This is a genomic window from Dongia sp. P2_B8 (assembly GCF_056404715.1).
Map to the genome: position 1 here is coordinate 774,282 of NZ_JBFUDM010000003.1, position 11,969 is coordinate 786,250.

Annotated in this window: 11 protein-coding genes; 1 reads left to right on the plus strand and 10 read right to left on the minus strand. The window is 62.9% G+C overall.

Annotation, left to right across the window (positions count from 1 at the left end; genetic code table 11):
- Nucleotides 1-5 precede the first annotated feature (5 nt).
- On the minus strand, nt 6-794 hold the full coding sequence (gene modA, locus AC1DWZ_RS11160) for a molybdate ABC transporter substrate-binding protein (protein WP_477168960.1): 789 nt from the start codon (nt 792-794) through the stop codon (nt 6-8).
- Between the two features lie 160 nt (nt 795-954).
- On the opposite strand from modA, the gene AC1DWZ_RS11165 reads away from it, so the two are divergent.
- Nucleotides 955-2,163 carry an amidohydrolase family protein gene (locus AC1DWZ_RS11165; RefSeq protein WP_477168961.1) on the plus strand — a complete coding sequence of 403 codons (1,209 nt, stop codon included), beginning with the start codon at nt 955-957 and terminating at the stop codon, nt 2,161-2,163.
- A 150-nt stretch (nt 2,164-2,313) separates the two neighbouring features.
- Here the strand turns inward: AC1DWZ_RS11165 and AC1DWZ_RS11170 are convergent, their stop codons facing one another.
- The 9 genes from AC1DWZ_RS11170 to AC1DWZ_RS11210 form a co-directional block, all read right to left on the minus strand.
- Nucleotides 2,314-2,760 (minus strand): MarR family winged helix-turn-helix transcriptional regulator, encoded by a 447-nt coding sequence (locus AC1DWZ_RS11170; protein ID WP_477168962.1) that lies wholly within the window; start codon nt 2,758-2,760, stop codon nt 2,314-2,316.
- Nucleotides 2,760-3,344, minus strand: coding sequence for an amino acid synthesis family protein (locus tag AC1DWZ_RS11175; protein ID WP_477168963.1), 585 nt, complete (start codon nt 3,342-3,344; stop codon nt 2,760-2,762). The genes AC1DWZ_RS11170 and AC1DWZ_RS11175 overlap by 1 nt, the downstream gene beginning before the upstream one ends.
- Complete coding sequence (locus AC1DWZ_RS11180) at nt 3,341-3,925, minus strand: amino acid synthesis family protein (RefSeq protein ID WP_477168964.1); 585 nt, start codon at nt 3,923-3,925, stop codon at nt 3,341-3,343. Before AC1DWZ_RS11180 ends, AC1DWZ_RS11175 begins: the two co-directional genes overlap by 4 nt.
- Nucleotides 3,912-4,814, minus strand: coding sequence for a UPF0280 family protein (locus AC1DWZ_RS11185; RefSeq protein ID WP_477168965.1), 903 nt, complete (start codon nt 4,812-4,814; stop codon nt 3,912-3,914). Before AC1DWZ_RS11185 ends, AC1DWZ_RS11180 begins: the two co-directional genes overlap by 14 nt.
- Nucleotides 4,811-6,331: a 6-hydroxynicotinate reductase gene (locus tag AC1DWZ_RS11190; RefSeq protein ID WP_477168966.1), complete on the minus strand. Its 1,521-nt coding sequence runs from the start codon at nt 6,329-6,331 to the stop codon at nt 4,811-4,813. Before AC1DWZ_RS11190 ends, AC1DWZ_RS11185 begins: the two co-directional genes overlap by 4 nt.
- Nucleotides 6,328-9,084, minus strand: a complete 2,757-nt coding sequence (locus AC1DWZ_RS11195) for a molybdopterin-dependent oxidoreductase (RefSeq protein WP_477168967.1) — start codon at nt 9,082-9,084, stop codon at nt 6,328-6,330. Before AC1DWZ_RS11195 ends, AC1DWZ_RS11190 begins: the two co-directional genes overlap by 4 nt.
- 2 nt (nt 9,085-9,086) lie before the next feature.
- Nucleotides 9,087-9,944, minus strand: a complete 858-nt coding sequence (locus tag AC1DWZ_RS11200) for an FAD binding domain-containing protein (RefSeq protein WP_477168968.1) — start codon at nt 9,942-9,944, stop codon at nt 9,087-9,089.
- A gap of 161 nt (nt 9,945-10,105) precedes the next feature.
- A complete protein-coding gene (locus AC1DWZ_RS11205) occupies nt 10,106-11,002 on the minus strand; it encodes a carbohydrate ABC transporter permease (protein WP_477168969.1) in 897 nt (298 codons plus the stop codon).
- The gene (locus AC1DWZ_RS11210; protein WP_477168970.1) at nt 11,002-11,940 is read right to left on the minus strand and encodes a carbohydrate ABC transporter permease; all 939 of its coding nucleotides are present in this window, start codon (nt 11,938-11,940) and stop codon (nt 11,002-11,004) included. The genes AC1DWZ_RS11205 and AC1DWZ_RS11210 overlap by 1 nt, the downstream gene beginning before the upstream one ends.
- Nucleotides 11,941-11,969 lie beyond the last annotated feature (29 nt).

Sequence of the window (11,969 nt, forward strand, 5' to 3'; positions counted from 1 at the left end):
CCTGCTTATTTCAGAATGACAAAGCCCGCCTTCTCGAACAATGCTGTGCCAGCCGGCGACTTCAAAAAGCTCAGGAAGTCGGCGGCCAGCGGCGCTGTCGAGCTGGTCAACTGGGCGATAGGATAGATGATCGACTTGTGCGAGTCCTCCGGGAAAGTATCGATCACCTTCACCTTGGGCTCGGCCGTGGCGTCGGTCTGATAGACGATGCCGAGTGGTGCCTCGCCGGTCGCAACCAGGGCCAGGGCAGCGCGGACATTTTCGGCTTGGGCGACCTTGCCCTCGACGGTGCCCCACACGCCCAACGATTCCAGTGACGCTTTGCCGTATTTGCCGGCTGGCACGGCCTTTACATCGGCCATGGCGAGCTTGCCGTCGCCGACAGCACCGGCAAGGTCGAAGCCCTTGGCGATCTTGAGTGCCGATGTGCCATCAGCCGGCCCAACCAGCACCAACGTGTTGCCGAGCCAGTTGCTGCGCGTACCGTCTTTCACCAGCTTGGCCTTTTCGACATGGTCCATCCAGTCGAGATCGGCGGAGACGAAAAGATCGGCGGGTGCCCCACCTTCGATCTGCTTGGCCAGTGCGGAACTGCCGGCATAGGAGATCGCGATGTCGACGCCTTTGTCGGCCTTGAATGCCGCGGCGGCATCATCCAACGGACCCTTCAGGCTCGCTGCCGCGAAGACGATGATCTTGCCGTCTTCGGCAAAGCTGACGTGCGGGACAGCGGCAAATGTGACGAATGCCGAAAGGGCGGCGAGCAAGGTGCGGCGGGTAAGGAAGGTGGCCATCGGATATCCTCATTGTGCGTTATAGCCATCCGTATATATCGAAATAAGCTCAGCCGTCAAAGGGGAAGAAGCACGGTTTGGCTTGGCGTTCTGTCCGATCCTGCATTAACATTCGGATTGAATAAGTCAGTTGTTTCCAAGGCTTGAGAGGAAGTTTTCCATGGCGCACGACGCACCGGCCGGAGCCGGCGGTCCCACGAAACTCGCAATCCGCAATATCGGGCTGATCCTCAGTGGCGATATCCAGAACCCGGTCCTGGCCGGCGATGCCGTCCTGGTCGAAAAGGGCAGGATCGTCGCCATCGGCAAGGCCAAGGACCTCGATCTTGAAGGCGCCGACACAGTCATCGATGCGCAGGGGACCGCGCTGGCACCAGGCCTCATTGACAGCCACGTGCATCCGGTGGCGGGTGATTGGACGCCACGGCAGAACCAGATCGGCTGGATCGACAGCTCGCTCCACGGCGGCGTCACCACCATGATCTCGGCCGGCGAAGTGCACATGCCCGGCCGACCCAAGGACATCGTCGGTCTGAAGGCCATGGCAATCTTTCATCAGCGCATGTATGCGGCTTTCCGTCCCGGTGGCGTCAAGGTCCATGGCGGTGCCCCCATCATCGAGCAGGGCATGGTGGAGGAAGATTTCGCCGACCTTGCCAAGGCCGGCGTCACCTTGCTGGGCGAGATTGGGCTGGGCGGCGTCAAGGACGGTGTGAACGGGCACAAGATGGTCGAATGGGCGCGAAAATACGGCATCCAGAGCACGATCCACACTGGCGGCCCCTCGATCCCAGGCTCCGGCCTCATCGACAAGGATGTGGTGCTGGAGGTGGATGCCGATGTGGTGGGCCATATCAATGGCGGCCATACCGCGCTGCCGGACAGCCAGATCCGCTGCATCTGCGAGGGCTGCAAGCGCGGGCTCGAGATCGTCCATAACGGCAATGAACGCGCAGCCCTCTTCACGCTGCGCACGGCCAAGGAAATGGGTCAGCTGGAGCGCGTGATCCTCGGGACAGATGCGCCGGCCGGTTCGGGCGTGCAACCCCTCGGCATCCTCCGCATGGTCTCGATGCTCTCATCGCTGGGCGATATCCCGGCGGAGATCGCCTTCTGCTTTGCCACCGGCAACACCACCCGCATGCGCAAGCTCGATGCAGGCCTCATTCAAGCCGGCATGTCGGCCGATTTCGTTTTCCTCGACAAGGCGCAGCATTCCGCTGGCAAGGATCTGCTGGACTCGGTTCAACTCGGCGATTTGCCGGGCGTCGGCATGGTCGTCATCGACGGCATCCCACGCATTCAAAGGAGCCGCAACACCCCACCCGCGACGCGTATCCCGGATCTGGTGAAGGGTAAGTTGGGGTAGGAGACGCATCTCTTCTCCCTCTCCCTTTAGGGGGAGGGCCGGGGTGGGGGCTGCGCTCAGTTTCGATCTTGGATAGCCATCATCCATGCCCCCACCCTAACCCTCCCCCTAAAGGGAGAGGGAATAGAACAAGGACTAGCGAGCCGATCTCTACTCCAGCGCTTTCAACAACTGCACCAATTGCACGCGCTCCTCAACACTCAGCGCCCCCAACGTCTCCGCCGTCACGGCCGCCGCAATCGGAAAGCCGTGTTCCGCTTCCTGCCGGCCGGTTTCGGTCAGCGCCACGACGACGCGCCTTGCATCGTCGGGGTCCGGCGCGGTGATCGTCAATCCGCGGGCGCCGAGCCGGTCAACCACGCCCTTGATGGTGGCGGCATCGAGCGCCACCAGGCGGCCGAGCTGGTTCTGCGAGGTGGGGCCACTTTCATAAAGTTTTGCCAGTGTCGCCCATTGCGGGGCCGTGAGGTCTGGAAAGGCGGCCGCGAAAATCGCGGTGTGGCGCTGGCTGACTTTGCGCAGGATGAAGCCGATCTGGTCATCGAGCGCGTAATCGCGGGTGGTGCCGTCAGGTTTCTGGCGGGGTTGGGGTGCCATCAGCGCAATCCATCCTCGCCCTTGATCTGATCCTTGGTGAGACCACCGACCCGGGGCAGTGGCCGGCCGCTATCGGTCACCGCAACAGCCACCATGATTTCATTGGCGCGTGGACCATCATTGACGCGCACTTCCATGCCGTCGAAATGGCTGCGCACATAGGCAGCGTCCTTGTGGCCCAAGGGAATATCGAGTGCCACACCGGGCCCACCGCGCTTCTTGGAGGACGGGATGAGGGCAGCTCCTTTTTCCAGCACCTTCCGGACCGGCGTGCCGAGCTTCGGGTGCAGGATGGCGGCAGCATGTTCCAACTCGCCATTCTCGCCCACTGCCGCGGCCTTGCCATAGCTCTCGGCCTTTGCCCCATCGATGCCAAGTGCCGCCACGGCCTTGGCCGCCAGCAGGGCACCCAGTTCCTCGCCGATATCCATGAGCGGCGTCAGGTCCTCGACATATTTGCCGGCAAAGGGATTGGCGATGATGGCGACCGCAGCCGCGCGTCGGGTCGGTGGATTGATGCTGCGCTCCATTTCGCGGTGCGTTTCCTCGACGAAGGTGACGATCTTCCGGATCTCGGCTTTCATCGCAATCCATCCTCTCCCTTGATCTCACTGGCCTTGAGGCCGCCAACGCGCGCATGGATGCGCGACCCCGTTGTCATGACCAAGGCCAGCAGCAATTCGTCGGCGCGGGGCGCATCCGCCAAGCCCACTTCCATCGCATCGAAATGACTGCGGACATAGGAGGCGTTGATATGCGTGATCGGTACATCCAGCCGCGTCCCCGGCCCGCCCACCTTCTTGGTTGAGGCGACGATGGCCTTGGTGTCGCCCAGCACTTCGCGCATGGCATAGCCGCCAGGCACATGCCAAAGTGCTGCATGTTCCGCTTCGCCGGCCGACCCGGCGATGGCACCCTTGCCATAGCCTTGCACGATCTTCGGATCACCCCCCAGGGCCGCCACCATGTCGCGCGCCATGGCAAGACCCAGCGGTGTGAGGTCGTCCATGAAACCGGCAATATCCTCGACATAGCGGCCAGCGAAAGGATTGCGAATGACGGCGACTGCAGAGACGCGGCGGAGCGGGGTCGTGGCCTTGGGGCCGCCTTCGTGAAAGATCTCCTCAACCGAGATCAGGCGTTTGCGAATCTCAACTTGCGGCATGGATCAGGACTTCCTTGGTTGGGCCGACGGAACTTATCAGGCCGGATGATGCTTGAACGATCTTGGTGCTGCCGGCGAGGTGCAGGCCGGCAGCCTGTATGCGGCCGGTCTCTACCAAGTGCTCGGCATAGCGCGCACCGCGCGCCAGCGCCCGCGCGATTTCGGCTGCCGTCAACGGGCCGACCGAGCGGGTAACCAGCAAGGATCCCAGATCGCTGTCCGGCTGCAGGGCATTGGCAGGTGTCCGCAGAATGGCGGGATGTCCCGGCAGGTCGACCGCGTTGGCAATCATGGTCGCTGCCGCATCGGCCGTCGACGCATCTTCCGCTAGCACGGTCACAGCGTCGGCGATGCCGAGGGAAAAGCTGCGGCCATGGCGGCCGCTGGTGGCGATGCCGCGGATGAAGTCACTGCTCTTGACCGTCAACTTGCCGAAAAGATTGGGGTGATCAGGTCGGTCCATCATGCCGATTTCGAACTGGGCGCCGCCAGTGAGGTGGAGCGCAATGTCGCCGCCATTATTGACATAGGCGCGCGCAAGCGGCGCCGCAGCCACCATCGCGCTCAGGATCGCCTCGGCCCCGGCACCGGCGACCGCCACCATCGGTGTCACGAAATGCCGGTCGGCATAGGGCAGGGCGGCGTCGAACATCCGCCTGGCGACGGCGCCAATGGGTGGCTGGCTCTCTTGCGTCACAGCTTGGCGGAGCAATGTGAGCTCAGCGCACAGCTCATCAAGCAGCGTGGCAAAGCGGCTCCTGGCCGCGTCATAGGCCTGCGCAATCGCCTGAGAGTCGCCGTCGGCGCCGATGATGAGGTCAATCGGGCCGTCCTGCAGATGCAGGCGGCGCCCATCGGGCAGCAGGCGTGCTTGCTGCCGTGTAATCATGAATGCTTGCCCTTGCGGTCATGAAAGGTGAGCGGCCAGGGCGAGTCTGCGTGCCGCGTTACCTGCTGGCGCTTGAAACCGTCGCCAGCCAGCGACGACAGGCGCTGGACATAATCCATATGCCCGCCCAAGGCCTCGTAATCGGAAAGGCGCATGGTGAATTCGATCGGTGCCACGAGGGCCGGCGTCGGCACATAGCCGAAAGCGTTCTGCGGCAGCAAGGTGACGTCCACCATCAAGGTGATGCCGCCACCCGGCCAGATATAGGCCGGTGCCCCGCCGCAGGTGACATAGGTCAGCGCACGCTTGACTGATTGCGTGAGGCGCACCGGGTTTTCAGTGACGCCGGCCCGCAAGGATCCACCGGCACCGCCCATGAACAGCACGGTGCACATCGCCGGTTCGCAATTCTCCTTGATGCGTGCGACCGACTCCTGCAACGGCTGTGGCAGGTCTCGCTCAACCGGTTTCAATGCATCGTCGAGTTCAAAATAGGCCGCATGCTCGCCGGTGGTACTCACCATCAGCATGGTCATGCCGGGCCGCGCCACCTTGGCGTCGAAGGGCTGCAGGATGGCGAGTGGATCGGAGATATCCGTTCCACCCCAGCCGGTGCCGGGTTCCGCCACCTGGAAATAGCGCCCTGGCGTCGATTTCCGCCCGCGCATCTTGATGCCGGTATCGGGAATGCCCAGCAGCTTGCCGGCCTGATGCTCCGAGAGCACGCCGGTGATGTGGTCATCGACCACCACCACCTCATCGACCTTGCCCTGCCATTGCTTGGCGAACATGCCGATGGTGGCGGAACCGCAGCCGACCCGCATGCGCTCCTCGGTTTCACCGTCGACGATCGGCGCCTTGCCGGCAGCAACGATGACGGTCGCCCCGCCATCAATGGTGAGTTCCACCGCCTGCTTGTTGCAGAGATTAAGCAGCGTATCACATGTGACACGACCCTCTTTCTTCGAGCCGCCGGTCAGGTGATGGACGCCGCCCAATGAGAGCATCTGCGATCCATATTCGCCCGTGGTAACATGCCCCACGGCCTCGCCCTGGGCGCGTACATTCGCCTGTTCCGGTCCCAAATAGCGGTCGGTGTCGATTTTGATTTTGACACCGCAATAACTGAAGATGCCCTCGGTCACCACCGTGACCATGTCGACACCATCCACCTCGGCAGCGACAATGAAGGGGGCTGGCTTGTAGTCGGGATAGGTCGTCCCGGCGCCGATCGCCGTCACAAAGGTATCCCCACTGTGCAGGATGTCGCCACCCCAGTCTTGCGCTGGGCCGCTGAACGGCACCACCGCTTGACCACCGGCCAGCGCCTGGTTCAACACGATATGCGGATCGACACGGACCAACTCGCCACCGCGGTTGGCATAGCGGTCGCAGGCACCGGTCATGCCGTCGCGGATGTAGCACAGGACCGGACAGGCATCGCACCGAATCTTGCCGTCAACCACTTTGGGGCCGACGTCACCAGCAGAGGCTTCTGTTACCGTGTCATCCCTCATGGACGTGCTTCCTTGATCGCAGCGAGGATCCTGTCTGGTGTTGCCGGAATACGGTGGAGCCGCACGGCGGTCGCGTGCGCGATGGCATTGAGGATCGCTGGGGCTGTGGGGATAAGCGCCTGCTCACCGATGCCCTTGGCGCCGAACGGCCCAACGGGCGTGGCATCCTCAATCAGGATCGATTCGACCGGCGGCACATCGCCGATAGTGGGGATGAGATAGTCGTGCAGATTTTCACCGCGGCCGGGATGGAACTCTTCCAGCAGGGCAAGGCCGATACCCTGCGCGATGCCGCCTTCGATCTGCCCTTCAATAAGCGTCGGATTGACCGCACGGCCGACATCATGGGCGGCGGTGATCTTCAACAGCTTCACGGTACCAAGCTCGATATCGACCGCAAGTTCCACTATATGTGCGCCGAATCCATAGACGGCATAAGGGGCCCCCTGGCCATCGGCGTCGAGCGACGTGGTCGGTGCATCGAAGGTTTCCTCCGCGGCCAACACATAGCCACGGGTATCCTGGGCCAAGGTCGCAAGGTTGATCTGGTGCGCGGCCGCACCGTCTTGCACAACGACCCTGCCGGGCTGGAAACTCAGGATAGAATCCGCCCCGGCATTGGCGAGGCGCAGGATCTGCCGGCGCAATGCTTCGCCCGCCAATTGCGCCGCCTTGCCGGTGATGAAGGTCTGGCGCGAAGCCGACGTTTTGCCGCAATCGGGGGTGAGGTCGGTATCGGCCGAGACGAGATCGATGCTGTCGATCTGGGCACCCACCGCATCGGCGCAGAGCTGCGTGATGACGGTGTTCGATCCCTGGCCGATATCGACGGCGCCCTGATGCAGCGCCAGGCGACCGTCCGGTTTCAAGCCTAAGCGGATGGTGGAGGGGTTCGCCAACGAGGTATTGCCGCAGCCATACCACATGCCGGCAATGCCGACGCCGTAGCGCAGGGGTGAGTCCGCCGTACGCCGTGCATTGGCAGTGGCAGCATCCTGCAATGCGCGCTGCCAATGGGGTTGCAGGCTTTCAAAACAGGCCCGAATGCCGGTCCCGGCACCCAGTACCTGGCCGGTGACCGTCGGCTGATCCGGCCGCAAGGCGTTCATGAGGCGGAACTGTAGTTTATCGATGCCCAGTTTCTCGGCCAGCATGTCATAGAGCTGCTCTTGCGCGATGCCAGCCTGCGGCACGCCGAAACCGCGGAAGGCACCGGCCGGGACCACATGGGTATGGACGGCCCGCGTCAGGGCGCGGTAGTGCGGCACGAAATAGGGACCGGACGCATGGACCGGCACGCGGTTGGCGACGGTGGGACCAAACGAGGCATAGGCGCCGGTGTTGAAATCGCCCGTGAAATCCATCGCAGTCAGCATGCCATCCTTATTGGCACCGACGCGGACCTGCATGCGCCCGGGATGGCGCTTGGTGGTGGTCGAAATCGATTCCTGGCGCGAATAGACCATGCGCACGGGGCGCTTGAGATGCCAGGCCGCGACTGCGATGAACGGCTGGACCGAGAGGTCGAGCTTGGAGCCGAAACCGCCGCCGACCGCCGTTGGAATGATCCTCACCGCATCAAGCGGGATGCCCAGGATCTTTGCGACATCATCGCGGTCCATATAGGGCGCCTGGGTGCAGGCCTGGACTTCCATTCGGTCGCCGACCCGCTGCGCAATGCCGGCCTCGGGTTCGATATAGGCATGCTCGACGAAGCCGGTTTCGAAAGTGCCTTCGACCACGGCATCGGAATTTTCCAGCATCGCCTCGGCATCGCCGCGGACCACGCGGCCACGCACCAGGATATTGCCTGCGCGCGCGTCATGCACCAGCGATGCGTTGCCGGCCAATGCCGCGTCGAGCGTGAGGTGCGCTGGCAACTCTTCCCAGGTCACCGGAAATTTCTTGAGGTCGAGGGCCTCGATCGCCTGTGCCTCCCCAACCACGGCGGCGATCGCTTCGCCCCGGAACCGCGTTTCGCTGACGGCAAAAACCGGCTGGTCGGCAAAGGGGCCGATGACGCCGAAGCAATTCTCGCCCGGCACATCGGCCGCCGTGAAGATGCGCTCGATGCCGGGATTGCTGCGAAGATATGTCTTGAGGTCGCCAATCGTGAAGCGTGCATGATGAAAGGGGGCACGGATGGCGCGCAGCAACAGGGTGTCCTGGGGATGCCCGTCGGCTCCAAAGAGGTCCGTGCCATCGACCTTGCGCTGCCCATCCAGCCGGTTGATGCGAGCACCCACGGCCTTGCCGGCCACAGGGCGCGCCTCAGCGGTGACGGGCCTGCCCACATCCATCACCGCGGCGATGATCTTGCGATAGCCGGTGCAGCGGCACAGCACGCCACCCAGTGCATCCTGCACAGCATCCTCGCTGGGGGCGGCATCGCGGGTGAGCAGGGCCGTGGCCGCCACCAGCATGCCGGGGGTGCAGATGCCGCATTGGGCGGCACCGTGGCGGAGGAAACTTTGCTGCAATTCAGTCGCAATTGCGGACTGTGCAGGCAGGCCTTCGATGGTCGTCACCGACCGGCCGGCGACCTGGCCCACGGCCATCAGGCAGGCGCAGCTCGTCTCGCCGTCCACCAGCACTGTGCAGGCACCGCAATCGCCGGCATCGCAGCCGACCTTGGTGCCGGAAAGCCGGAGCTCATCGCGCAGCACCCGGCTCAGGCGCCATTCCGCAGGCGCGGCGACCTCGATGGCCTTGCCGTTGAGCGTGAAGGGGATGGCGGTGGTGGCATCGAACATGACTAAAGCTTGCCCGTTCTGGCTGGCGTGAGGTTGAAGCAATCCTGGATGGCGCGGCGGACCAGGGTCAGCGCAGCATCCTCGCGATAGCGCGCGGTGGCCCGTACATCATCGATGGGCGTCAGGTGCGAAAGATGATCGGCATTTACCCGCGCCGCGATCTCGTCGGCTGATTTGATCCCGATCAGCGCCGTTTCCAGCTCCGGCAGGCGCATCGCCACGGCCGAGCAGGATCCGATCGAAACGCGCGCGTCGCTGACGCTGCCATCGTCGGCGCGCCGAAGTGCTACGGCGATCATGGCGATCGAGATGACCAGATAGCGCCGCGCGCCGAGCTTGGCAAAATGGGTGGCGAGATCGCCATTTTCCTTGGGCACCAAAACGGCGATCACGATCTCGTCCGCTGCCAGGAGCGTCTGCCGGTAGCCGCTGATGAAGCTGGCTAGCGGAATCTCGCGGCGGCCACGCGGCGAGGCAAGCTCGATGCGGGCATCCAATGTCAGCAGCGGCGGCACACTGTCGGCGGCGGGCGAGGCGTTGCACAGATTGCCGCCGATGGTGCCGCGATTCTGGATCTGGATCGATCCGATTTCCTTGGCGGCGGCTTTGAGGGCGTCAAAGCCGGTGGGCAGGGGCGCCGCCACGATCTCGCTCCAGGTGGCAGCAGCGCCGAGGCGGATCGTGTCACCCGCGATGCCGATCCCACGCAATTCGGGCAAGCGCGAGATGTCGATGACCGGATTGGTGATGGCGGCCTGGCCCAGCGCCGGGAAGAAATCGGTCCCGCCGGCCAGGAGCTTGCCCCCCTGCTGCGCCAGGAGGTTGATGGCTGCATTCAGCGATGCCGGCTGCACAAACATGCAGGCTGGGTCCTCTCACAGTGAGATCTTCGGCCAGCCACGGGCGCCAGCCAAATTCATTTGTATGCAAATGATTGTCCCGCTGACCGGGCAGGGCGTCAAGGGGCTTGATGTGGCCGGGCCTGGGGAAAGGACCGCCTATTCGGCGTGGGCAGGGCCGCCTATTCCTTGACCGCACCGGTCATGGACGAGACGTAATGCTCGACAAAGAAGGAATAGAGGATGACCACCGGCAGGGAGCCGATGAGGGCGCCAGCCATGAGGGAGCCCCATTCATAGACGTCGCTGCGCACCAATTCGGTCAAGACGCCCACTGGGACAGTCTTGTTTTCCGAGGATTGGATGAAGGTGAGGGCGTAGATGAACTCGTTCCACGACAGGGTGAAGGCGAAGATACCGGCCGAAATCAGGCCCGGAACCGCGAGTGGCAAGACGATCCTGGTCAGGATCTGCCAGCGAGTCGCCCCGTCGATGAGCGCGCATTCCTCAAGCTCGAAGGGAATCGAGCGAAAATAGCCCATGAGCAGCCAGGTGCAGAACGGGATGAGAAAGGTCGGATAGGTCAGAATGAGTGCGAATTTGGTGTCATAGAGACCCAGCTTGAACACCATCACCGCCAGCGGAATGAACAGGATCGAGGGCGGCACGAGATAGGCCAGGAAAATGGCAAGGCCCACGGTGCGCGATCCCTGAAACCTCAGTCGTTCGATGGCATAGGCAGCGAAGACGGAACCGGCCAGAGACAATGCGGTCGCAGCGACCGAAATGATGACGGTATTCCACAGCCAGCCGGGGTACGAGGTTTCGAACAGCAGGTATTTGATGTGATCGAGCGTCGGTTCGACCACCCAGAACGGGCTGAAATTCTTGTAGTCAGTCAGTTCCTGGTTGGGCTTCACCGCCGTGATGGCCATCCAGTAGAACGGGAACAACAGCACGAACACGAACACCGCCAGCGGCAGATAGACGGTCACGATCCGCCGCGGCAGGCGCTGCAGATAGTTCATGCCGCCTTCATCGCCACCGCCCATCGCGGCAAATGCCTTGCTACCAGCCATCAATCGCCCCCACCTTGCTGCCAGCGCCGTCTCTGCAGGCCGAAATAGCTGAACAGGATGGCGCCCAGCAGGAACGGGATCATGCTGACGGCGATGGCCGCACCTTCGCCGAGATTGCCGCCCGAAATCCCGCGCTGGAAGCTCAGCGTCGCCATCAGATGGGTGGCATTGACCGGCCCGCCGCGCGTCAGCACATAGATCAGCTGGAAATCGGTGAAGGTGAACAATACCGAAAAGGTCATCACGATGGCGATGATCGGCGTGAGCAACGGAAAGGTGATGAAGCGAAAGCGCTGCCAGGACGTGGCGCCATCCAGCGTTGCCGCTTCATAGAGCGAGGGTGGAATGGTCTGCAGGCCGGCCAGCAAGGTGATGGCGACAAAGGGAATGCCGCGCCAGACATTGGCGGCGATGACCGAGGCGCGGGCATTGTTGGGGTCGCCTAGGAAATTGATCGGGTGATCGATGATGCCCCAATCCATCAGCACCCAGGAGAGGATCGAGAACTGCGCATCATAGATCCACCAGAAGGCGATGGCGGAGAGCACTGTCGGCACCACCCAGGGCAACAATACGATGGCCCGGAAGAACGCCTTGAACGGCAGATGTTCATTGAGCAGGAGCGCCAGCCATAGGCCGAGCGCAAATTTCAAGGCCGAGGCGCTGGTGGTGTAGAGCAGCGTGTTGAACACCGACAGCCAGAAGACGCTGTCATCCCAGAGATATTCGTAATTTTCAAGACCGACGAAGATGCCGGCGCGGCCAATCTTTTCATCGGTAAAACCCAGCCAGACGCCGAGGCCCAGCGGATAGGTGAGGAACACCAGCAGCAGCACAGCAGCCGGCAGCATGAACAGGGAGGCGAGCGCACCGCGGCTCTGCTCGATGCGGGCAAGAAGCGGGCGCTTGGTCGCTTGCGTGGTCTCTATGACTGCCATGAAGCCGATGCCAGATGAGGAAAAAAAGC